At 65.7% G+C, this 22,366-nt stretch carries 17 protein-coding genes; 1 reads left to right on the forward strand and 16 read right to left on the reverse strand.

From position 1 onward, the window contains the following. Nucleotides 1–67: 67 nt before the first annotated feature. The 11 genes from ABWV53_RS00200 to ABWV53_RS00250 all read right to left on the reverse strand — a co-directional run bounded on the left by ABWV53_RS00200 (nucleotide 68) and on the right by ABWV53_RS00250 (nucleotide 12,462). Nucleotides 68–595: a DUF4442 domain-containing protein gene (locus ABWV53_RS00200; RefSeq protein WP_353361709.1), complete on the reverse strand. Its 528-nt coding sequence runs from the start codon at nucleotides 593–595 to the stop codon at nucleotides 68–70. Between the two features lie 12 nt (nucleotides 596–607). Then, nucleotides 608–3,010, reverse strand: a complete 2,403-nt coding sequence (locus tag ABWV53_RS00205; RefSeq protein WP_353361711.1) for a 3-hydroxyacyl-CoA dehydrogenase/enoyl-CoA hydratase family protein — start codon at nucleotides 3,008–3,010, stop codon at nucleotides 608–610. Nucleotides 3,011–3,031: 21 nt separating this feature from the next. Beyond that, nucleotides 3,032–3,466, reverse strand: a complete 435-nt coding sequence (locus ABWV53_RS00210; RefSeq protein ID WP_353361713.1) for a DUF2147 domain-containing protein — start codon at nucleotides 3,464–3,466, stop codon at nucleotides 3,032–3,034. A gap of 47 nt (nucleotides 3,467–3,513) precedes the next feature. Next, a complete protein-coding gene (locus ABWV53_RS00215) occupies nucleotides 3,514–5,319 on the reverse strand; it encodes an acyl-CoA dehydrogenase C-terminal domain-containing protein (RefSeq protein WP_353361715.1) in 1,806 nt (601 codons plus the stop codon). Nucleotides 5,320–5,394: 75 nt separating this feature from the next. Further along, a complete protein-coding gene (locus ABWV53_RS00220; protein ID WP_353361717.1) occupies nucleotides 5,395–6,060 on the reverse strand; it encodes a TetR/AcrR family transcriptional regulator in 666 nt (221 codons plus the stop codon). A gap of 412 nt (nucleotides 6,061–6,472) precedes the next feature. After that, the gene (gene slmA, locus ABWV53_RS00225) at nucleotides 6,473–7,189 is read right to left on the reverse strand and encodes a nucleoid occlusion factor SlmA (RefSeq protein ID WP_353361719.1); all 717 of its coding nucleotides are present in this window, start codon (nucleotides 7,187–7,189) and stop codon (nucleotides 6,473–6,475) included. Between the two features lie 71 nt (nucleotides 7,190–7,260). Next, nucleotides 7,261–8,706 (reverse strand): sensor histidine kinase, encoded by a 1,446-nt coding sequence (locus tag ABWV53_RS00230; protein ID WP_353361721.1) that lies wholly within the window; start codon nucleotides 8,704–8,706, stop codon nucleotides 7,261–7,263. Between the two features lie 76 nt (nucleotides 8,707–8,782). Further along, the gene (locus ABWV53_RS00235; RefSeq protein WP_353361723.1) at nucleotides 8,783–9,490 is read right to left on the reverse strand and encodes a response regulator; all 708 of its coding nucleotides are present in this window, start codon (nucleotides 9,488–9,490) and stop codon (nucleotides 8,783–8,785) included. A gap of 62 nt (nucleotides 9,491–9,552) precedes the next feature. Then, entirely contained in the window at nucleotides 9,553–10,443 is an 891-nt protein-coding gene (gene argB, locus ABWV53_RS00240; RefSeq protein WP_353361725.1) for an acetylglutamate kinase, read from the reverse strand. A gap of 121 nt (nucleotides 10,444–10,564) precedes the next feature. Beyond that, nucleotides 10,565–11,665, reverse strand: coding sequence for a glycosyltransferase family 4 protein (locus ABWV53_RS00245; protein ID WP_353361727.1), 1,101 nt, complete (start codon nucleotides 11,663–11,665; stop codon nucleotides 10,565–10,567). Then, a complete protein-coding gene (locus ABWV53_RS00250) occupies nucleotides 11,662–12,462 on the reverse strand; it encodes a glycosyltransferase family protein (protein ID WP_353361729.1) in 801 nt (266 codons plus the stop codon). The genes ABWV53_RS00245 and ABWV53_RS00250 overlap by 4 nt, the downstream gene beginning before the upstream one ends. A gap of 93 nt (nucleotides 12,463–12,555) precedes the next feature. On the opposite strand from ABWV53_RS00250, the gene ABWV53_RS00255 reads away from it, so the two are divergent. Then, a complete protein-coding gene (locus ABWV53_RS00255; protein WP_353361731.1) occupies nucleotides 12,556–16,587 on the forward strand; it encodes a methyltransferase domain-containing protein in 4,032 nt (1,343 codons plus the stop codon). Between the two features lie 310 nt (nucleotides 16,588–16,897). Here ABWV53_RS00255 and ABWV53_RS00260 read toward each other — a convergent pair whose 3' ends face one another. From ABWV53_RS00260 to ABWV53_RS00280, 5 genes are all read right to left on the reverse strand, one after another. Next, nucleotides 16,898–17,755 (reverse strand): class I SAM-dependent methyltransferase, encoded by an 858-nt coding sequence (locus ABWV53_RS00260; protein ID WP_353361733.1) that lies wholly within the window; start codon nucleotides 17,753–17,755, stop codon nucleotides 16,898–16,900. An 82-nt stretch (nucleotides 17,756–17,837) separates the two neighbouring features. Then, a complete protein-coding gene (locus tag ABWV53_RS00265; protein WP_353361735.1) occupies nucleotides 17,838–18,734 on the reverse strand; it encodes a class I SAM-dependent methyltransferase in 897 nt (298 codons plus the stop codon). A 148-nt stretch (nucleotides 18,735–18,882) separates the two neighbouring features. Then, nucleotides 18,883–20,166 (reverse strand): ABC transporter ATP-binding protein, encoded by a 1,284-nt coding sequence (locus tag ABWV53_RS00270; RefSeq protein ID WP_353361737.1) that lies wholly within the window; start codon nucleotides 20,164–20,166, stop codon nucleotides 18,883–18,885. A gap of 68 nt (nucleotides 20,167–20,234) precedes the next feature. Then, nucleotides 20,235–21,035, reverse strand: coding sequence for an ABC transporter permease (locus tag ABWV53_RS00275; protein WP_353361739.1), 801 nt, complete (start codon nucleotides 21,033–21,035; stop codon nucleotides 20,235–20,237). A gap of 234 nt (nucleotides 21,036–21,269) precedes the next feature. Beyond that, the gene (locus ABWV53_RS00280; protein ID WP_353361741.1) at nucleotides 21,270–22,274 is read right to left on the reverse strand and encodes a peptidylprolyl isomerase; all 1,005 of its coding nucleotides are present in this window, start codon (nucleotides 22,272–22,274) and stop codon (nucleotides 21,270–21,272) included. Between the last annotated feature and the right edge of the window lie 92 nt (nucleotides 22,275–22,366).

Genomic DNA, 22,366 nt, shown 5'->3' on the forward strand with positions numbered 1-22,366 from the left:
GGAGAAGGCTCCTTCAATCCATCGATTGCTCGATCGGTGGGTCAGTGGTTTCGGTTGGGTCGGTCGGTTACTTGGCGGGCCGGCTGGACGGCACCCAGGCCCACGTGAATTCGCATTCCACCGGCGCCACGCCGGCTTCGTCCGTCACGGTGACCTGCACCTGCATCTCGCCCTTGGGATCGGCCTGCATCGCGGCGCGTTGCGCGTCGGTCAGCACCGCCACGGCGCGCAGGGCGCCGGTGGCGCGCTGGCGGAAGGCCATCGTCATGTGCTTGGCGAGCGGCACGCAGTCGTCGCGCACGTTCAGGCCCACGGCCATGCCGGTGGCCGTCTCGGCCAGCAGGTTCATCGCCGAGGCATGGATGCCACCGATGTGGTTGCGCACCCGGGGCTGGTTGCCCAGGCGCACCTCCACCCGGTTGGGCGACATCTCGATGAACTCCACGCCGGCCGTCCGGGTGAACGGCACGGCGCGGCGCAGCACCAGGTTGCGCACCCAGGGGCGCAGGAACTTCGGGTAGTCGTCGATCTGCTCTAGCTGCAGTTGCAGCCGGTTGGGCGCGAAGACGCTTGCCAGGTCCGGGGTCGGGGTCATGCGGCCTGCCGATCAGTTGCGCAGCGGCTTGCCGGTGTTCAGCATGCCCAGGATGCGTTCCTGCGTCTTGGGGTGCTGGATGAGCGCGCAGAACGCCTTGCGCTCCAGCGCCATCAGGTATTCCTCGCTCACCAGCGTGCCGGCGTCCACGTCGCCGCCGCACACGATCTCGGCGATCAAGGTGGCGATGTGCTGGTCGTGGTCGCTGATGAAGCCGCCGTCGCGCATGTTGACCAGCGAGCCGCGGATGGTGGCGATGCCGCTGCGCCCGGCCACCGGGAACAGGCGCTTGTGGGGCGCGCGCCAGCCGCTGGCGGCCATGGCTTTCGCTTCATTCAGCGCGACGAACAGCACCTCGTCCTTGTGCGGCACGACGATGTCGCTCTCCAGCAGGTAGCCGAGCTTGCGCGATTCCAGCGCGCTCGTGCCCACCTTGGCCATGGCGGCGGCGGTGAAGCCTTCGGTGAGGAAGGGCAGCAGGTCCTTGCCCGTGGAGGCGGCGGCGTTCTCGGCCGCGCGGCGGGCGATGTAGGTCAGGCCGCCCGCGCCGGGCACCAGGCCCACGCCCACTTCGACGAGGCCGATGTAGCTTTCCATGTGGGCCACGCGGCGTGCCGAATACACGGCCAGCTCGCAGCCGCCGCCCAGCGCCATGCCGTGGATGGCCGAGATGACCGGCACCTGGGCGTAGCGCAGGCGCAGCATCAGGTTCTGCAGCTCCTGCTCCACGCTTTCGATGGCGGAGATGCCGGCCACGACGAAGGCGGGCATGGTGGCGGCCAGGTCGGCGCCCACGCTGAAAGGCGCGTCGCCGGACCAGATCACCAGGCCGTCGTACTCGCGCTCGGCGGTGTCGATGGCTTCGACCAGGCCCTCCATCACATCAGGGCTTATCGCGTGCATCTTGCTCTGGATGCTGGCGATCAAAATCTTGCCGTCCAGAGTCCATGTGCGCAGCGCGTCCGACTCGGCCACCGTGGTGCCGGCCTTGCGCCAGTCGGGCAGGTGGGTTTCGCCCAGCAGCTTTTCGGGAAAGTGCTGGCGCTCGTAGACGGGCAGCTGGCGGCGCGGCACGAACTTCTGCTTCGACGCGCTCCACGAGCCCTCGGCGGTGTGCACGCCGCCGGCCTCGGCAACCGGGCCCTTGAAGACCCACTCGGGCAGCGGCGCCTTGGAGAGCGCCTTGCCCGCGTCGATGTCTTCCTGGATCATCTTCGCCACGTCGAGCCAGCCGGCCTCCTGCCAGAGTTCGAACGGGCCCTGCTTCATGCCGAAGCCCCAGCGCATGGCCTGGTCCACGTCGCGGGCGTTGTCCGCGATGGTGGCCAGGTGCACGGCGGCATAGTGGAAGCTGTTGCGCAGGATGGCCCAGAGGAAGCGGCCCTGCGCGCCCTCGGCATTGCGCAGCAGCTTCAGGCGCTCGGCGGCGGGCTTCTTGAGCATGCGGCCATAGACTTCATCGGCTTTCTGGCCGCCCGGCACGTAGTCGCCTTCGGCCAGGTCGAAGCGCAGGATGTCGCGGCCCACCTTCTTGTAGAAGCCGGCCTTGGACTTCTGGCCCAGGTGCTTCATCTCGATCAGCTTGTTCAAAACCTCGGGCGTGCCGAAGCTGCCGTAGAACGGGTCTGTCTCTTCCGTCAGGTTGTCCTGCAGCGTCTTGATGACGTGGGCCATCGTGTCCAGCCCCACCACGTCGGCGGTGCGGAAGGTGCCGCTGGAGGCGCGCCCCAGCTTCTTGCCGGTGAGGTCGTCCACCACGTCGTAGGTGAGGCCGAAGTTCTCCACCTCCTTCATCGTCGCCAGCATGCCGGCGATGCCGACGCGGTTGGCGATGAAGTTGGGCGTGTCGTGCGCGCGCACCACGCCCTTGCCCAGCCCGCTGGTGACGAAGGCTTCGAGCTGGTCCAGCACTTCCGGCCGGGTGGTGGGCGTGTCGATCAGTTCCACCAGCGTCATGTAGCGCGGTGGGTTGAAGAAGTGGATGCCGCAGAAGCGCGGCTTGATCGCATCGGGCAGCGCCTCGGACAGCTTGGTGATCGACAGGCCCGAGGTGTTCGACGCCACGATGGCGTGCTTGGCGACGAAGGGCGCGATCTTCTTGTAGAGGTCGAGCTTCCAGTCCATGCGCTCGGCGATCGCCTCGATGATGAGGTCGCATTCCCGCAGCTGGTCCAGGTGCTCTTCGTAGTTGGCCTGGCCGATCAGCGCGGCGTCTTCGGCCACGCCCAGCGGCGCGGGCTTGAGCTTCTTCAGCCCTTCGATGGCCTTGGCGACGATGCCGTTCTTCGGGCCTTCCTTGGCCGCAAGATCAAAGAGGACGACTGGCACCTTCACGTTGGCGAGGTGGGCGGCGATCTGTGCGCCCATCACGCCTGCGCCGAGCACGGCGACTTTCTTCACTTGGAATCGGGACATGGTGTTTCTTGTCGAATGGATTTATTGGACGCGCTGCCACGTTTGCGTGCGCCAGAACGGCCCCAGGTAGCCGCGCACTTCCATCCTGGCGCCGCCATCGATGGGAGTGAAGCTGGCGCGGTATTCCTTGCCGCTCTCGGGGTCGAGGATCTTGCCGCCTTCCCACACGTCCTTGCCCTCGGCTTTCTTGCCGCCGCGGATGATCTCCAGCCCGGCGATGGGCTGGCCCTTGCGGTCGTCGGTGCACTCCACGCAGGCGGCGTCGGGGGCCGTGTCTTTCTTCAGCGACTTCTCGATGCGCCCGGTGAGCGCGCCCGCCGCTTCGCCGATGCGGATCTGGGCCTTGGCTTCGCCCGTCTTGTCGTCGATGCTGCGCCAGGTGCCCACGGGCGTGACCTGGGCCCAGACAGGGGCGGCGATTGCTACACAAAAGATAGCTGCTAGCGCTTTATTCATAAGGGCTCCAGGGCAAAAACGTTAAGAAGATTGCAAGCGTGCGACGCTCAGGCCAGCGCGGCGTCGGTGTCCATCAGCGGCTTGGCGCCGGCGCGGGCGGTGCGCATCAGCGTGGCTGTCTCGGGGAACAGCTTGGCGAAGTAAAAGCGCGCCGTCTGCAGCTTGGCGACGTAGAACGGGTCGGTATTGCCAGCGGCGATCTGGCGCAGCGCCACCTGGGCCATGCGGGCGAACAGGTAGCCGAACACCAGGTGGCCGGCCACGCGCAGGTAATCCACGGCGGCGGCGCCCACTTCGTCGGGGTTCTGGAAGCCCTTGAAGCCGATCTCGGTGGTGAACTTGGTCATCTGCTCGCCCAGGTAGGCGATGGGGTTGATGAACTCGGCCATCTTCTCGTTCACGCCTTCTTCTGCCACCAGCTGGCCGACCAGCTTGCCGAATTTCTTCAGCGTGGCGCCGTTGTTGCCCAGCACCTTGCGGCCCAGCAGGTCCAGCGACTGGATGGTGTTGGTGCCTTCGTAGATCATGTTGATGCGGTTGTCCCGCACGAACTGCTCCATGCCCCATTCCTTGATGAAGCCGTGGCCGCCGAAGACCTGCATGCAGGCGTTGGTGCTGATGTGGCCGTTGTCGGTGATGAAGGCCTTGACGATGGGCGTCAGCAGCGCGACGAGTTCATCCGAGTCCTTGCGCACCTTCTCGTCGGGGTGGCCATGGGCCTTGTCCAGCAGCAGCGTGCAGTAGATCTGCAGCGCGCGAGCGCCTTCGGCATAGGCCTTGGCCGTCAGCAGCATCTTGCGCACGTCGGGGTGCACGATGATCGGATCGGCTTCCTTGTCCTTCGCCTTGGTGCCCGAGAGGCTGCGCATCTGGATGCGGTCCTTGGCATAGGCCAGCGCGTTCTGGAAGGCCACCTCGGTCAGCCCCAACGACTGGTTGCCCACGCCCAGGCGGGCGGCGTTCATCATCACGAACATGGCCTGCAGGCCCTTGTGCGGCCGGCCCACCAGCGTGCCGATGGCGCCGTCGATGGCGATCTGCGCGGTGGCGTTGCCGTGGATGCCCATCTTGTGCTCGAGGCCGGCGCAGAAGATCGGGTTGCGCTCGCCCAGCGAGCCGTCGGCGTTGACGTGGTACTTGGGCACCACGAACAGGCTGATGCCCTTGCTGCCCTTCGGCGCATCGGGCAGGCGGGCCAGCACCAGATGGACGATGTTCTCGGTGAAGTCGTGCTCGCCTGCGCTGATGAAGATCTTGTTGCCGGTGATCTTGTAGGTGCCTTCCGGTGCGCCGGCCACGGGCTCTGCCTTGGTGCGCAGCATGCCGAGGTCGGTGCCGCAGTGGGGTTCGGTCAGGCACATGGTGCCGGTCCATTCGCCGCTCACCAGCTTGGGCAGGTAGGTCTTCTTCTGCTCGTCGGTGCCGTGCGCCAGCAGGGCTTCGTACGCGCCGTGCGAGAGGCCGGGGTACATCGTCCAGGCCTGGTTGGCGCTGTTGAGCATTTCATAGAGGCACTGGTTCACCACGAACGGCAGGCCCTGGCCGCCGTACTCGGGGTCGCACGACAGCGCCGCCCAGCCGCCTTCGATGTACTGCGCATAGGCCTCCTTGAAGCCCTTGGGCGTGGTCACTTCATGCGTGGCCTTGTACAGCGTGCAGCCCTCTTCGTCGCCCGAGATGTTGAGCGGAAAGGCCACGCCGGCGGCGAACTTGCCGGCCTCTTCCAGCACCGCGTTGATGGTGTCTTCATCGACTTCGGCATGCTGGGGCATGGCCTTGAACTCGTCGGTGACGCGGAAGACCTCGTGCATCACGAATTGCATGTCGCGCAGGGGCGGCGTGTAGCTGGGCATGTGGGCTCCTGATGGAAATGAACGAAAAAAGGGATGGAAAAGGGTTGCCGAAAAAAGGAAAAAGGCCCGCCGTGTTCAGCCGCCGCCGGCCTCGGCCACGCCATAGCGCGCCAGGATGTTGTCGAAGCCGGCATGCGCCCGGTCGATGGAACCGGGGGTCTGCAGGAAGCGCGCTTCATAGTGCAGCGCGAGGATCAGGCCGTGGATCTCGAACAGCATCTGCTCGGGGTTCACGTCGGCGCGCAACTCGCCCAGCTCCATCGATTGCTCGATGGCGCGCTTCATCGCGGCCAGCCAGGTCAGCACCGAACTGGCGAGCGCGTCGCGCACCGGGCCGGCGCGGTCATCGAACTCCACGGCGCCGCTGATGTAGATGCAGCCGGAGTCGATCTCGATGGAGGTGCGCTGCATCCAGTTGCCGAACATGGCGCGCAGCCGGGCCACGCCGCGAGGCGCGGCCATGGCGGGATAGAACACCTCTTGCTCGAAGCGCGTGTGGTATTCGCGCACCACCGAGATCTGCAGTTCTTCTCGCGAGCCGAAGTGTGCGAACACGCCGGACTTGCTCATGCCCGTCACGTCGGCCAGCGCGCCGATGGACAGCCCCTCCAGCCCGATGTGCGTGGCCAGACCCAGCGCGGCCTCGACGATCACCGCCTTGGTCTGCTGCCCTTTCTGCAGGGCCCGCCCGTCACGGGCAGCGCCGCGCGCGGGTTTGGAGGGGGAGGACGTATCAGCCATGTGCAAAATAAAACGAACGGTCGTTCTATTTTGCATGAAAACCTGCGCTGGAGATCAGTTCCGCGTTGCGGATGAGGGTTTGCCAGGGAAAACCCTGAAGGCGTCGATTCGCTGGTGCGCGTGCCGCCGGGCGACTGGAAGATGCAACCGCGTGGGCATTGCGCGAAGCCTGTGCTCACTTGCAGCGCCAGTTGGGGCGGTTGGCATCGGGTGGGGTTCCGTCGGATCCTAAAGGCGTTGACGAGGGCACCGCATCTCGCCAGTCCTGCGCCCAGGCTCGGGCGGACTCAGCCCGAACGGACGGTGGTGCGATGGAGGAGGAGCACACATACGCCACACGACGCGACGCGAGGCAACGCGACGCACAACACCGCACCGCGCTCAACTTCCGCTCGATGTGTGCAGAGCGTCCCTAGACCAGCAGCTGCAGCGATGCGTCCAGCTGCTCGGTGGGCAGCCGCCGAAAGCCCGAGCGCGCAAAGCGCTGCAGCCGCCCGCGCACCAGATCGCACAGCGCGGCAGCGCGCACCTGCGCATCGACGGTCGGCGCGGCCGAGCCGGCGGCATCCGCCGCGGGTCGCAGGCACAGCCGCAGCGATGACTCGATGCGGTCGAAGAACTGGTTCATGCGCTGCAGCAGGCGCTCGTTCTCCAGCACCAGCGCATCGCCCACCATCACGCGCACCATGCCGGGGTTGCGCTCGCCGAACTGCAGCACCAGCGCCGCGATGCGCGCCGCCCGCTGGGCGCCGTCGGCCGGCCCGGGCTGTTCGGTGGGGCGTTCCATGATCTGGTTCACCAGGGTGAAGACGCTTTGCTCGATGAAGTCGATCAGCCCCTCGAACATCTGCGCCTTGCTGGCGAAGTGGCGGTAGAGCGCCGCCTCGCTCACCTGCAGGCGCGCGGCCAGGGCGGCGGTGGTGATGCGCTCGGCGCCGGGCTGCTCCAGCATGCCGGCGAGCGCCTGCAGAATCTGCACGCGGCGCTCGCCCGGCGGCGGCCTGCGGCGCACGGCCGCGGGAGCCGGTTCGCCCGTGTCCGGCGGCGCTGGAGGGCCCGGCACCCGCCCGGCGGCAGCGGGCGGGGCTTCAACGGGGCGCGTGTCGGTGTCGGGAGGGAGTGCGGACATGGCAACCAAGGGGGGGCGAGGGATTTTCGCACAGCGGTCTCGGGCGGCGGCGCAGCGCTGGCGCCCTGCGCTCACGCGGGCGGGAACCGCACGGTCACCAGCAGCCCCCGCCCGCCCGCGCCGCCGCCGAGCGTCAGGCCCGCCCGGTGCACGTGGGCGATCTCGTCGGCAATGGCCAGGCCCAGGCCGGTGCCCTCCCCCGCCGAGCCGGGCAGCCGGTAGAAGCGCTGCATGACCCGCTGCCGCTCCGCGTCGGGCACGCCCGGGCCGTCGTCCTCCACCTGCAGGAAGGCTTGCCCGCCCCGCAGGCCCGAGCGCAGCGTGACGCTGCCGCCCGCCGGCGTGTACTTGATGGCGTTGTCCACCAGGTTGGACAGCATCTCGCGCAGCAGCCAGCCGTGGCCGGCGGTGGAGGCGGGCTCGGTCTCCAGCCCCAGGTCGATGCCCTTGGCGGTGGCGGCATCGAGAAAGGCCTCGAGCAGGCTTTCGCACAGCGCCTTCAGGTCCACCGACTGCGGCGGCTGGGCGTCGAGGCTGCGGGCATCGGCCCGCGAGAGCGCCAGCAGCTGGTGCGCCAGCTTGGAGGTGCGCCGCGTGGCCTGCCGCAGCTTCTGCAACTCCAATGCTCCCAAAACAATAGCACCACCCCCTGGTGCATCAAGCGCGGGGGGCTGTTTTGGCTCTAATTTACGGCCGGGGCCAGCGCCATCCGGCTCGCCCGCCGACTGGGCCGCCAGCGCCCAGGCTTCGACCTGCGCCTGCAGGCCGGCGAGCGGCGTGCGCAGCTGGTGCGCCGCATCGGCGACGAAGCGGCGCTGGCTCTCGGCCTGCGCGTTGACCAGGGCGAACAGGCGGTTGAGCGCATCGACCAGCGGCCGCACCTCGGCGGGCGACGCGGCCTCGTCGATGGGGCTCAGGTCGCGTGGCGAGCGGTGCTCGACCGCGCCGGTCAGCTCCACCAGCGGCTTGAAGGCCCGCCGCACTGCCCAGTGGATGGCCAGCGCGGCCGCGGCGATCAGCGCCAGGTTGGGCAGCAGCACCCGCAGCAGCAGCTGCCGGCCCCACTGCTGGCGCGGGTCGGAGCCGTCGGCCAGGGCGACCACCAGTTCGCCGGCACTGGTGCGGCCGCGCTGCACGGCCACGCGGTAGACGACCCGGTCGTGCTCCACGCTGTGGAACTCGGGCACCGAGGTGGTGGGCACGGCGTTGCCCAGCCAGTCGTCGCCCAGCAGCACGCGGCCCGTCAGGTCCTGCACGCTGAAGCCCGAGAAGCCGGTGTTCTGCCGCAGGAATTCCTCGACCGGCGGCGCGAGCAGCAGCAGCGGCTGGCCGTCCTCCGTCATGGCGGGGGACAGGATGGAGTCGGCCAGCGCGGGCAGCAGCCGCATCAGCCGCTGGTCGTGCCGGCCGGCCGCCTCGTCGGCGGAGCGGTAGTCCAGCCAGGCGCCGATCATCGCCAGCACGCACAGCGGCGCCACCAGCAGCAGCAGCAGCCGGTTGCGCAGGTCGGAGGTCACGGGCGGGGGCGCGGGTCGGCGCGGGGGGTGCGGCTGCATGGGGGTGCGCGCCTGGCGATGCGGGTGTGGGCCACGCTCAGTCGCACGGCCGCTGCAGTTCCAGCCGGTAGCCGAAGCCCCGGATCGACCGCAGCGCGACGCCGTGCGGCTCGAGCTTGCCGCGCAGGCGCGAGACGTAGACCTCGACGGCGTTGGGCGTGATCTCCTTGTCCCAGCCGGTCAGGGCCTGCAGCAGCTTTTCCTTGCTGGCGGGCTTGGGGGCGTGGATGAGCAGGTATTCGAGCACCGTCCATTCGCGCGGCCCCAGTTCGATGGGCTGGCGCGCGATCGCGCCCGGGCCTGCCCGCACCGTGACGCTGCGGTGCGCCGTGTCCAGCTCCAGCGGGCCGAAGCCGAGGATGGCCGTGGTGGCGGCCTGCGAGCGCCGCAGCAGGGCACGCAGGCGGGCCAGCAGTTCGGGCAGCTCGTAGGGCTTGACCATGTAGTCGTCCGCGCCCAGGTCCAGCCCCTGCACCCGGTCGTGCAACGCATCGCGCGCGGTAAGGATCAGCACCGGCATGGAGGGGTGCGCCATCTCGGGCCGGCGCAGGCGGCGGGTGAGCTCCAGGCCGTCCATTCCCGGCAGGCCGATGTCGATCACGGCGGCGTCGAACGATTCGGCCTGCAGCACCTCTTCGGCGCGCTCGCCGCTGCCCACCCAGTCCACCGCATAGCCGGCGTCCGTGAGGCCCAGCTTGATGCCGCTGGCCAGCATGACGTCGTCTTCGACCAGGAGCAGGCGCATGTCAGCGGCGGTTCACGCGGTCAGCCGTGGCTCGATGACGGAAAAGCAGGCGGGCGCCAGGGTCAGTGGCTGCGGATCATGGTGCCGTAGGCCTGCTCGGTGAGGATTTCCAGCAGCATGGAATGCGGGACCCGGCCGTCGATGATGTGCACGGCGTTGACGCCCGCCTTGGCCGCGTCGAGCGCGCCGGCGATCTTGGGCAGCATGCCGCCGGAGATGGTGCCGTCGGCGAAGAGGGCGTCGATCTCGCGCGAGGTCAGGTCGGTGAGCAGCTCGCCGGCCTTGTTCAGCACGCCGGGGATGTTGGTGAGCAGCACCAGCTTCTCGGCCTGCAGCACGGTCGCAAGCTTGCTGGCCACCACGTCGGCGTTGATGTTGTAGCTCTCGTTGTCCTCGCCGAAGCCGATGGGGCTGATGACGGGGATGAAGGCGTCGTCCTGCAGCGCCTTGACCACGCTCGGGTCGATGGAGACGATGTCGCCCACCTGGCCGATGTCGTGCTCGATGCTCGGGTCCTTGCTGTCGACCATGCGCAGCTTCTGCGCACGGATCATTCCGCCGTCACGGCCCGTCAGACCCACGGCCTTGCCGCCGGCCTGGTTGATCAGGCCCACGATGTCCTGCTGCACCTCGCCGGCCAGCACCCATTCGACGACCTCCATGGTCTCGGCATCGGTCACGCGCATGCCCTGGATGAACTCGCCCTTCTTGCCCAGCCGGTTCAGTGCCGTCTCGATCTGCGGGCCACCACCGTGCACCACCACCGGGTTCATGCCCACCAGCTTCAGCAGCACCACGTCTTCCGCGAAGTCGGCCTGCAGGGCCGGATCGGTCATGGCATTGCCACCGTACTTGATGACCATGGTCTTGCCGTGGAACTTGCGGATGTAGGGCAGCGCCTGGGCCAGGATTTCGGCCTTGTCGCGCGGGGCAATGGATTGGAGGTCGGTCATGGGGAAGGCGCGCCGTCAGGCACTCAAGCGATGGAGAAGAGCGCAAATTGTGCCGCAACTGCGGGGCGTCGCCGTGGCGGGCGTGACCGGGGCGCGGCAGCGGGGCCGGCCGCCGCGCGGCTCAGTGCCGCAGCCAGTGGGGCACCTTGAAACGCACGATGCCCAGGTAGGCGGTGACGTAGAGCGCCCCGAAGAGGCCGCAGAAGGTCATCAGCACGAGCGTGTTGTTCCAGAACAGCACGGCGGGCACCACGGTGAGCATGGTGAAGCCCCAGAGATAGGGCGAGGTGCGGTTGTTGCGCATCAGCACCCGGCGGGCCTCGTCGTCGTGGAACACCCCACGCACGATGCGCCGGTAGATGAGCTGGTGGAAATGCAGCGCATCGGCCACGCCCGGCGACACGCCGCGCGCGAGCTTGCGGTAGATGGAAAACAGCGTTTCCCACACCGGATAGATCAGCAGCAGCAGGGGGAACCAGGGCGAGACGTCGGGGTTGCGCTGAACCAGCGAGATGCTGGCCAGCGCGATGACCACGCCCCATACATAGGCGCCGCCATCACCCGCGAACAGCATGCCGCGCGGGTAGTTCCACACCAGGAACCCCCCGGTCGCCGCCGCCGTGCACACCAGCAGCGCCGCCAGGGACCGGTCGCCCACCTGGATGCACACATGCGCCAGGGCGAGGCAGATGATGAGCGCCACCATGCCGGCCAGGCCGTTGTAGCCGTCGATGATGTTGAAGGCGTGGGGGAGGCCGGTGATGGCGAGCAGCACGATGGCAAAACCCAGCCAGGGCACCGCAGCCAGGCCGGCATCCAGCCAGGGAAGACCCAGACGGGTAACGTTCAACCCCAGCAGCCAGATGGCCAACGCCCCCGCGAGCCCCGTCAGGGCCAGGCGGTAGCGCACGGCCAGCCGCTGCGTCATGTCTTCGGCGATGCCGCCCAGCGCGGCGGGCAACAGCACCACGATCCAGCAGACCACCCATCCACCCAGGCGCAGCGAAGCGGCATCGCCGTTTCCGTTCTGCCAGACGCCCACCAGCCAACTGACGAGAAGGCCGAGCAGCAGTGCAGCGCCTCCGAGTCGGGGAACTTCACCTACGTGGAAGCGCTGGGGCATGCCATCGCCATACTCAACGGCGTGCTCGCTCATCCAGCGAATGATGAAGCCGCACGCAACGAGCACGACGAGAAAACTGACGAGCGCTAACCAGATCATGAGGAGGCGATGGTACGCGCAGCGTGCGTGTCCATCGGCAACAATCGTTTCGCCCGCCAGTAGACCTTTGAAGACCAGAGCCTGAAAAGGCTGCCAACGTGCCACACCAGATGCCGCCAACGGCGATGGCTGGCGCGTTGCCCGGAATGGATGATGGCGACCGGAGCGCGGATCAGGCCCAACCCCTGCAAGCGCAGGCGCAGGCTCAGATCGACATCTTCACAGTACATGAAATAGCGCTCGTCGAACCCGTGGACTTCGCGCCACACCGGGGTCGGAATCGCCAGGCAGGCTGCGTTGACCCAATCCACCCGCGTTTCCCGCCGACCCCACAGCCGCCGCTGCAAGAGCGCCAACGGGCTGGGAAGGGCCCGCTCACTATCTTGAATGCAGCCCTCTTCGTCGACCTGCATGGGGTAGGCGCAGCCCACCCCAGGCTGCGACGCAGCCGACACCAAGGCGGTCAGCGGATCGTCCTCGCCTGACACAGTGGGCAACAGCCGGACGTCAGGATTGAAGATGCCCACGCACGATTCTGCAGCCCCGGCCAATGCCTGATTGTGATTGGCTCCAAAGCCTTGCGGCCGCAGGTTGCGGAGAATCTGCACTGCGAACGGCCAAGCCGCGTCCACCCGAGGCGCTGGCTCGTCCGGCAAGTTCAACGTGATCACCACCCGCTGCAAGGACAGTGACCGTGCGCGCGCCAAGTCACTCAGCAAGTCGTCCACCAGCGAACCATGGCCGTGGCTGACGATGGACACCACCATGTTGGGCAAGGAAGCGGGATGAGAAAGCATGGGAGGCTATTGTCGCCGTAGCGGGTTGTGGGCCCCGTCATGAGCATGGGGCTGGCTGGCGGAGTCAGGTCGCCGCTTGGTCATAATCCGGACATGACGCAAACAATCGAGGATTTGCACGTCTATCTGCGCACCATCAAGCAGGACGAGCGAACATCCCTATCCGTGCTGGCGAGCCTTATCCGCGAAGGCGCCTCCGTTCTTGATCTTGGTTGCGGCAGCGGCGCGCTGGGTCAGTACTTGAAGGAAACCCGCTCCACCGTCAGCGACGGACTGACCTGGAGCGAGGCCGAAGCATCCCACGCACGTCCCCACTACCGAGATGTAGTGGTGGCCAATCTGGAGACTTGCGATCTGCTGGCGCTGTTCGCTGGCAAGACGTATGACTACATCGTTTGCGCCGACGTGCTGGAACACCTCAGTCAGCCCGAAAAGGTGCTCGAGGCCTGCCGATCCCTGCTGGTGCCGGAGGGCCGACTGCTGACGTCGGTACCCAATGCCGGATACGCTGGCTTGGTAGCTGAATTGCTGCAGGGCGAGTTCCGGTACCGGCCCGAAGGCCTGCTCGATCGCACCCACCTGCGTTTCTTCACCCGCCGTTCCCTTGCACGTTTCCTGGGTGAGCATCGCTGGGCACTCGACAGCCTGGACACCATCCGCCGTGAACTGCCCGAATCCGAGTTCAAGGTCGCTTTCGACCAACTTCCCCCCGCGGTGGCCAGATACCTGCTTGCGGTGCCTGACGCATTGACCTACCAATTCATCGGCGTGTCGCACCCCAGCGCAGAAGTGGTGCTGACAAACCAGGCGGGGGCACCGGATACAAAGCCAGCCCACGCGCTCTTCACCGCGCAGTTGTATCTGGGCAAGGACGGCCAGTATTCGGAAGATGACAAGCTCTCCACCACTGGAGTTGTCGGTCGTGAGCGACAGAATCTTCGCTTTTCACTGCCGCAGTCCAGCCGACTCACGCACCTTCGATTCGACCCCGCTGATCGGCCTGGCTTCATGCATCTGTATGGCATTCGGCTTCGCGACGCTGCTGGCCAGATCGTCTGGGAATGGTCGGCAGACAACGCGCCTGGCGCGCTGCTGGCCGAAACGCGCCATAGCCAACTGGTCTGGCAGGCACCGCTGGCAGCTGCGGCCCCCGCCACCCTGGTGCTCCTGACCGGTGAAGACCCTTGGGTGCAACTGCCCATTCCTGCGCAGAGCGTGGCGCAGGCGGCTTCCAGCACCGGAGCGGTATTGGAAGTCGAACTGGGCTGGCCGATGTCCGCAGACTACTTGGCTCTCTCCAGCACGGTGCGCCCGCTACAAAGCGAGATCGTGAATCTGCAGGCGAAGGCGGCAGCAGAGCAGGAGCGGCTGCGTGGTGACATTCGTGACACGGAGCAAGCTCACTTGCGCGCCCGCGAACAGGAGCGTCTGGCGGCGGAAGCGGTGCGGGAACAGGAACGCCTTGCAGCAGAAGCAGCCCGCTCTGCACTGGAAGAATCCCACCGCCGAGCCCTTCAGGCTGCCGAGGAAGCAAAAGCCCGCCGCGAGTTGGAGCTGGAGCGGGCGCAGGCAGCTGTGACCGCCCAGAACGAACAGCTGCTCGGTGTGCAGAAGGCGCTTGTCAATGCGAGGGATGGACTGATCCGTCAGCGCAGCGAACTGCTGGGCGAATCAGCCCAGCACCGCCGCCACGTCGAGCAGTTGCAGCAGGATCTGCAGCGCACTCAGCGAGAGTTCGCCCAACTGGCGACCCATCTGCACTCCATCGAACGCTCTACCGTCTTCCGCGCCACGCGACCCATAGTTCACGCGAAGATGCGCGTGGACCGACTTCTGGGGCGAATTCCTCGCAACACGCCGCCAGCGACAGCCGCCGGAGTTGCCTCGGTGGACGGCGCACGCCCTATGCTGCCACCACAGCATCCAGTGGATGTCATCGTGCCCGTTTATCGAGGATTGGCAGACACCCGGTTGTGCATCGACTCCGTGCTGGCCAGCCCGGTGCGGGTGCCCTACCGCCTCATCGTCATTAACGACTGCAGCCCCGAGCCCGAGGTCACGCAGTGGCTGCGCAACCGCGCTGCGCAAGACAGCCGCATCACGCTGCTGGAGAATCCAGAGAACCTGGGCTTCGTCGGCACGGTCAACCGCGGCATGGAGCTCAGCGATAGCAACGACGTGCTCTTGCTCAACAGCGATACGGAAGTGGCCAATGACTGGCTGGACCGCATCCGCGCGGCGGCTTACGGCGACCAGCGCATTGCCTCGGTCACGCCGTTTTCCACCAATGCCACGATCTGCAGCTATCCGGAGTTCTGCAAGGACAATGCCCTCCCCCCAGGCTACGACACTGCGCGCATGGATGCGCTGTGCGCCCGCACCAATCCCGGCGCCGTGGTGGACGTGCCCACCGGCGTAGGTTTCTGCATGTACATCCGGCGTGACAGCCTTGACCATGTCGGGCTGTTCGACACCGAGAACTTCGGCAAGGGCTACGGCGAAGAAAACGACTTCTGCCAACGTGCCGCGCAGGCCGGCTGGCGCAACCTGCACCTGCTCGACACCTTCGTGCTGCACACCGGCGGCGTGAGTTTCGGCGACAGCAAGAGCCCGCGTGAGCAGGCGGCCATGGCCACTCTGGCGCGACTGCATCCCAACTACGCGCGCGACGTGCATGCGTTCGTGCAGGCTGACCCGGCACGCCCCTACCGATTGGCGCTGGATGCGGCGCGGATAGCGGAATCAGGCCTGCCGGTCATCCTGAATGTGCTGCACGACCGAGCCGGCGGCACGGTGCGCCACGTACGGGAACTGGCCGCCCATCTTGTGGACCAAGCCGTTTTCTTGACACTCACACCGGGTCCGGGCCACACCGTACTGCTGAGGTACGCCCGACAGGAAGAAGGCTTCGAGCTCTCTTTCCACTCGGGTAGCCAACGGACCGAGCTGCTCAGCGTGCTGCGCCGGCTCGGCGTGGGCCACGTGCACTTTCACCACCTGCTGGGACACGACCCCGCCATCCGTGATCTGCCCCATCTGCTGAATGTGTCGTACGACTTCACTGCGCACGACTATTTCAGCTATTGCACGCACATCTCCATGACCGGGACCGGCAATCGGTACGTGGGCGAGTTGGGACCGGGGCAATGCGCTTGCTGTCCGCCAGATATGGCGGCGCCCTCCCATGGCAACGTAGCGCACTGGCGCGCTGCGAACGCGCGCTTGCTCGTCGGAGCGCGCCATGTGCTGGCGCCCAGTCACGACACCGCTCGTCGCATCTCCGATTTCGTACCTGCGGTCCATGTGCTGCCGATCCCCCACACCGACGTGATGGACCCGAATTCACTGCCGATCCCAGCCCCGCCGGTGCTAGGTGCCCAGGCGGCACTGAAGATTGTCGTGATCGGCGCAATGAGCGTCATCAAGGGCGCTGACATTCTGGAAGCCGTGGCGTTGGAAGCGGCGCGACGCGACGTTCCCATCGAGTTCCACTTGATTGGTTACGCGTACCGTCATCTCCAGACCCAACCTCGTTCGCGCTTGACCATTCACGGTGGATATGCGGAGGAAGATCTGCCTCGGCTCATCGAGTGGCTGCAGCCCGATCTGGCATGGTTCCCTGCCCAATGGCCAGAAACTTACAGCTACACGCTGAGCGCCGCACTCACCGCTGGGCTGCCAGTGGCGGTGGGCGATCTGGGAGCTTTCGCGGAACGGGTGGCCGGTCGGCCCTGGAGCTGGATCTGTGATTGGGATCAACAGCCGGAAGATTGGGTGAACGCGTTCATGGCGATGCGCGAGAATCATTTCCTCACAGGCGAGTGTCCTTCGTTGGAGCAAACTCAGCCCAAACCGTTGCCAGCGATAGAAGTGCCAGACTGGCGCTATGAAACGCACTATCTGCGCGAAGTTCCACTTCCAGCACCCGCAGAGCCCGGCTCCAGGCCGGTGTTCGACCCTGGCCAGCTACAAGGCTATGTTCCGCAGCCCACCACCACCGACCAAGCCAAGTCGGGCGTGCTCAGTGCCATCGTCTATCTGCGTTCACTTCCCCTTTTGCAGGGTGTGGCACGCCGCATTCCTGCGCACTGGCAACGGCGGGTGAAGGACTGGCTCAAGGCCTGAGGACCAGCCCGGTTCTCTGACGAGAGGCCGGGGTGCAAAGCGCCTTGGCGGCTCGACGTTCGACATCCACGCTGAAGAGCCCGTACTCATCCGTGACGGCCATAACGGTTCTTCTTCATCGAAGCGAGACCGTCAAGCCCCTGCGTTGCGGACAAAGCATTCGGGGGCTTCGCCATGCGTCTGCGCGCTTGCGCTCCCGCCTGTTTTCACTTTTCAGTCGATCCGGATCGGTGGCTGTTGGCAAGACAGCAGCACAGGGAACCGGCGCGTTCAGGAGGCCTGCAGCAGCAGCAGCAGCACTTGGAATGCACTACTTGCTCAACAACAGGAAGATCTCGTTGTTCAGCAACCAGTCATCTGGATACCGCCCGCGCAAATCCTCAGGAATGTCCATCTGAACATGCCTGCGCTCCTGCCGCACCACATGAAAGCCTGCCGCGACAGTGAAGTCCACCAACTCATCGGCCGTCAGTCGATTGAGCGCCTGGTACTCCTTGAACACGAAGCGCTTGTAGCCATCCACGCCGAAATCGGCAAAGCCGAAGTCGACCTCGGCCGCATCGATGGGGCCGTCATGGTCTTCGATCACCTTCCACAGCGCTTCCTCGCTGGTCAGCAGATGGTGCCAGGGCACTTCGTCGTAGCGCCGCAGGTGGGAGCCGTAAGGCGAGTAGAACAGCGGCTCGATCTGGATGAAGAAGAAGCCGCCCGGGCGCAGGCAGGCGTGCAGGTCTTTCAGGATGGGCAGCAACTGGTCTCGCTGCACATGCTCGAAGGTGGACCAGCTCATGATGCCGTCCACCAACGGACGGCGGCCCGCGAGCGGCGCGCCGGGCTGGATGGTCTCGAAGGTGAGCGCCGCCGGGATGCGCGACATGCCGAGCTGTTCACGCGCAATGCGCGGGAGCTTGGCGTATTCCCGCCGAATATCCACGCCATGGATGGCGGTGGCGCCGTGCCGCAGCACCAGCGACAGATCGGTGATGCCGTCCCCGCAGCCGAAGTTGAGCAGCTTGGCCGTGCGCAGGTCCAGCGCGCTGCCGACCCAGTGGTTGACCACGTCGGACGCATAGTCGAAGTGCGCACGGAACCATTCGTCGGTGATCTGCTTGGCGTCCCATGGGGCGATACCCCAAAGCTTTTCCTGCAGGCGCAGCATCCAGTTCATTCGTACTTCCTTGGTCGCAGGTCCACGGACCCGGGGTCAGCCATTACTACACAGGCAACATCAGCGCTCCCGGCAGGCGAGCTCATGCCTTGCGCAGCACGTAGGCGTCCTGGTGGTTCCAGAAGTGCACCAGGGCATGGTGCTGGAGCGCATCCGGTCCCCAGACCTCGGCGATCTCCTTGAGAACGAACGCTTCGGACGTGAAAGCCGTGCCGTACTCGTTCGCGTCGATCGCGTTCGATTCGCTCGAGGGCGCGAAGAAGAAGCCGTCCGCATCGAGCGTCACACTGTCGAAATCTGCGGCCTTCACGCCGTGCGTGCTGAAAACCAGCAGCCCGCCAGGAGCCACCGCGTCACGCAGCACGCGCAGCCAACGCGACCACGTGCTGCGCGGCAGGTGGCTGAATAGCGACAGCACGAAGACCAGGTCGTACTGACCCGGCCAGCGCACGTCCTCCGGCTTGCTTGCCGACAGGAAGCCCTCCACACCGAAGGTGGCACGTGCGAAGTCCACCGCGCTGGGAACCACGTCTGATACCGTCACGCGGGGTGCCCCGAGGGCCTTGACCAGATGGCGCGTAAAGCGGCCATGACCGCTGGCGAACTCCAGCACGCGCGGGGTGCGAAGAAGGGGCCGGTCCACCGCTTCGAGCAACAGCATCAGTTCCGACAGCGTGCGCCAGCCATCGGCGAAGTAATCGCGCAGCGGATTCAGGCTGGACGGGTGGCCCGCGAAGAAGTGAAAGATGTCGTCGCTGGACGAGATGCGGCAGTCCAGCCCGGTCATGTTGGTGAAGGAACCCACCAAGCCATGTTGTTCGATCAGCGCATGGGCTTCCAGCAGGGCGTCGCGGGCTGCGCGTGCGCGGGTCAGCACTTGCGCAGCGCCGGCGCGGTCGCCTCGCGCCAGCAACTCGCGGCCTTCTTCCAGCAACTGTGCGCCGGAGCTGGTCTGGGATGGGGTGGTTGTCATTGTCATGGGAGCGTCATTATCCGTGGCGGCGTCGCATCGAACGGGTATCACCCGCACGAGGCCCGGGCGTCAATGAAGCGGGCGCCGGGCTGCATGCGCGAAAGGCACGCCCGAAGATCGAGCGCCACCGCGCTCCACCACACGCCGCTGCCAGCTAGGCCCAGTGGTGTGGCAGGCGCACCAGACCCGGAAGGGGCTTGGGAAAAATGAAGCGGAAGTGCTTGAACTGGAACCACTCGTCGTACACCGCCAATCCCGTCTCATCGAACAAGAAGGCGCTGATGACGTAATCCCCGCTATGCAGCGGCAGATCGGGAAAGGTGAGCACCGACTGCCAGGTGCCATCCGGCAACTGTTGCGGCACGGCGCCGTCTTCATGCGTGGCCAGCGAGGTAATGCCCACCCCCTTCGACTGCTCGATCATGAAGCCTATGTGGGGGCGCTCGTCGCCCCGGCCACGTGCGGTGATGGTCACCACCAAGTCCATGCTGTGGAGGATGGCCGGCTGGCTACCTTCCGGCTCGCCCAGGTCCTTCACATCCACTGACAGTATGCAGGCGTTGCCGCTGTCCACCGCGGCGACCGGGCCCTGCGGATGGGCCGGCACCTCGGGTGTGTCGTTCGCATCCTGCGCGAAAGGAATTTCGGTGGAGACCGGTGCCGGCGCTGGCTGTTTTGCCGATTCGATGGCTTCCTGCTCCCTGGCCTGTCGTTCGCGGGTGTGCAGATCGTAGGCAGCAAGGACCGGCTCAGTGGCCCCGAACTGTTCTACATGGCCAGCTTTGAGCCAGATGGCAGCGTCGCACAGGTGCCGGATGTGATACGGACTGTGCGAGCAGAAAAGAATGGTGCAACCGTTGTTGCGGAACGCCATGATGCGTTCGATGCACTTCTTCTGGAAGTGCTGGTCGCCGACGGCCAACGCTTCATCGATGATCAGCACGTCCGGCTGCACGGCGGTCACCAAGGCAAAGGCCAGGCGCACGGCCATGCCCGAGGAATACGTCTTCACCGGCCGGTCCAGCGCTTCGCCGAGCTCGCAGAACTCGATGATCTCGGGCTCCAGCCGGGCCATCTCGTCATGATCGATGCCGATCAGGCTGCCGCCGAAGTACAGGTTGTCGCGCCCGCTGAAGTCGGGGTGGAAGCCGGCACCCAGTTCCAGAATGGCCGTCACCCGGCCGACGCGTTCGATGGTGCCCGTGGACGGTTGCAGCGTGCCGGCCAACAACTTCAACAGCGAGCTCTTGCCCGCGCCGTTATCGCCCACCACGCCGATGCACTGGCCTCGGTGCAGCTCGAACGACACATCGCGCAGTGCCCAATGGCTGCGATGCGTGGCCTTGCCTGTGACCAGTGCCCGCAGACGTGAACGCGGCGAGGGGTAGAGTTTGTATTCCTTGCTGACGTTCCTTATCTTCAGCACGATCTCGTTCAAGTCAGGCGCTGCGAGGCTGGATGCCGGCGCCTCGGGCTGTGTGGAAAGGGGCTTCACCGACACCTCGCTCATAGCCAATCCACCAGCTGATCGCGGCTGCGCCGCACCACCACGTTGAGCGCCAGAGCGACCACCGCAAGCCACACACCCAGCGCCATCCACACCGCTGCCGGCGGCCACACCCCTTGCAGCAGCACCTGCTGGTAGCCGATGACGAGCGCCGTCATGGGGTTGAGCCACAGCACCCAGCGCCAACCTTCGGGGAACATGGAAAGCGGGAACAAGATGGGTGTGAGATAAATGCCCACCGACAGCAGGAACCCGACGATCTGGACCGTGTCGCGCAATGCAGCGGCGAGGATGGCCAGCAAGTAGCCGAGCAACATGCTCAGCAATAACTGGCCCGCCATGAGGGGAAGAAGGCTCACCACGGGCAAGCGAAAGCTGTGCAATGGGGTATAGGCCAGCGCAACCAGCGCAATGATGGGCCCGTAGATCACGCCGCTAGCCAACACGGCACGGGTGGTGAACAGCACTGGAGGTAAAGGGTTCTTCTGCAGCATGCCGCCTGCTTCGATCAGGCTGTTCATGCCCCGCGAGACGGCATCGCAGAACGCCATCCACGGCAACGCCCCCACCACCAGGAAGGTGCCCACCGCGTGCGGTACGCCCCCGTCCTGCAGGCGCATGGAGAACACCACATCGAACACCAGGTAGTAAGCCGCCACGCTGAGCAAAGGCTGGAGATAGGGCCACAAGATGCCCACGGCCGTGCCGGCATGCCGGGCTGCGACCTCACGCCTGGTAAGAACCCACACCAAGGCGCGCGCGCTGAACACGGCGCGACATTCGCTCAATAAAGTCTGCATGCAATCACAATGGGTTGGAAGGGGCTGGACATGCCATGGCGTCTTCCGTTCAAAGAACACGCGAGCTTAATATCTGATCCAGCTATCCGCGTAACTTCTTGCACAGCGACCTCGGATCGGCTGGCCGGCGAAGCGGACAGAAACGATGCAGCGTGTCCTGAAATGAAAGGCCGCTCCAGGAGCGGCCTTCAGATTGCGCCTCGCCGCCGCACGTGAGTTGGTGAGACCCGATGATCAAGGCTTGATCTGGATGTCGGTCGGCTTGAATGTGCCTGAGAACGCGCTCACTGCATCCTTGTCCAGTTGCATTCCCTGCTGCAGCCGTACCGCTTCTTCAGCGCGAGCTTGCTGCATCACATTGGCGCGAATTTCCTTGATGAGGTCGGCGCGCACTTCGTCGTAGGGACGGACGCCCGCGGGCTTGCGCTCCTGCAATTTGAGAATGTGGTAGCCGAACTGCGTTTCCACCACGCCGCTCAACTGCCCGGGCTTTTCCAGCGCGAAAGCCGCTTGCTCGAATGCAGGAACCATACGGCCGGCTTCAAAGAAACCCAGGTCGCCGCCTCGGGCAGCGCTCGCCTTGTCGGCCGAGCTGGCTTCGGCCAGCTTGGCGAAATCCGCACCCGACTTCAGTTCTTCCAGCAGCTTCTCCACCTGCGCCCGCGACTCGGGCGTGGTGCCGGCCACCAAAATGTGGCTGATGCGGACCTGCTCCTTCGCCATGAAGCGGTTGGGTTCGGCCTTGTAAATATCACGGGCCAGCTTTTCAGCCACCGCATCGCTGACCTGGTGCTGCGCGTCGATCTTCGCGATCCAGGCATCGGACAGCACCTTGTCGCGCGCTACGCGGAGCGATGCTTCCACTTCGGGCGTCTTGGCCAGACCCGCAGCCTCGGCTTCAGCAGCCATCGCACGCCGGGCGTACAAATTACCGGCGATCTGCGACACATTCGACGCGCGTGACAACACCTGATCGCGAGCCTCCGCTGGAATGCGTTCTTTGGCATCTGCCATCACATCGGCATTGGTCACATTGATCGTCTTGCCATGGGCCAGAACGGCTACAGGCGTGGTCGGCGAACTGCTCGCTTGGACCGCTGCAGGAGCGGGCGCACTGCCCACCGCCGATACGGTGTTCACGGCATTCTGAGCCAGGGCTGCGGAGGTTCCCGTCAGCGACAGCATGAGAAGTGCAGCCGCAGACAACGACGGCTGGATACGTTGCAAAGAGAATTTCATCGGGCAATCAAATGCAAAAGGAATAAAAAAAAAGGCGGGGAAGCCCCCGCCTTTTTTTGATCGCATTACTGCGTTTTAGTGCCGTTCAAGCA

Source organism: Acidovorax sp. FG27 (assembly GCF_040365715.1).
In the GTDB taxonomy this organism is placed as follows: domain Bacteria; phylum Pseudomonadota; class Gammaproteobacteria; order Burkholderiales; family Burkholderiaceae_C; genus Paracidovorax.

Bases quoted from the DNA above. Each gene is read 5' to 3' on its own strand.
- ABWV53_RS00260 (WP_353361733.1), bottom strand. From the start codon at position 17,755: ATGAACTGGATGCTGCGCCTGCAGGAAAAGCTTTGGGGTATCGCCCCA.
- slmA (WP_353361719.1), bottom strand. From the start codon at position 7,189: ATGTCCGCACTCCCTCCCGACACCGACACGCGCCCCGTTGAAGCCCCG.
- ABWV53_RS00215 (WP_353361715.1), bottom strand. From the start codon at position 5,319: ATGCCCAGCTACACGCCGCCCCTGCGCGACATGCAATTCGTGATGCAC.
- ABWV53_RS00245 (WP_353361727.1), bottom strand. From the start codon at position 11,665: ATGATCTGGTTAGCGCTCGTCAGTTTTCTCGTCGTGCTCGTTGCGTGC.
- ABWV53_RS00235 (WP_353361723.1), bottom strand. From the start codon at position 9,490: ATGCGCCTGCTCCTGGTCGAAGACGACGTCATGCTGGCCAGCGGCATC.
- ABWV53_RS00210 (WP_353361713.1), bottom strand. From the start codon at position 3,466: ATGAATAAAGCGCTAGCAGCTATCTTTTGTGTAGCAATCGCCGCCCCT.
- ABWV53_RS00250 (WP_353361729.1), bottom strand. From the start codon at position 12,462: ATGCTTTCTCATCCCGCTTCCTTGCCCAACATGGTGGTGTCCATCGTC.
- ABWV53_RS00220 (WP_353361717.1), bottom strand. From the start codon at position 6,060: ATGGCTGATACGTCCTCCCCCTCCAAACCCGCGCGCGGCGCTGCCCGT.
- ABWV53_RS00265 (WP_353361735.1), bottom strand. From the start codon at position 18,734: ATGACAATGACAACCACCCCATCCCAGACCAGCTCCGGCGCACAGTTG.
- ABWV53_RS00255 (WP_353361731.1), top strand. From the start codon at position 12,556: ATGACGCAAACAATCGAGGATTTGCACGTCTATCTGCGCACCATCAAG.
- ABWV53_RS00280 (WP_353361741.1), bottom strand. From the start codon at position 22,274: ATGAAATTCTCTTTGCAACGTATCCAGCCGTCGTTGTCTGCGGCTGCA.
- ABWV53_RS00205 (WP_353361711.1), bottom strand. From the start codon at position 3,010: ATGTCCCGATTCCAAGTGAAGAAAGTCGCCGTGCTCGGCGCAGGCGTG.
- argB (WP_353361725.1), bottom strand. From the start codon at position 10,443: ATGACCGACCTCCAATCCATTGCCCCGCGCGACAAGGCCGAAATCCTG.
- ABWV53_RS00200 (WP_353361709.1), bottom strand. From the start codon at position 595: ATGACCCCGACCCCGGACCTGGCAAGCGTCTTCGCGCCCAACCGGCTG.
- ABWV53_RS00275 (WP_353361739.1), bottom strand. From the start codon at position 21,035: ATGCAGACTTTATTGAGCGAATGTCGCGCCGTGTTCAGCGCGCGCGCC.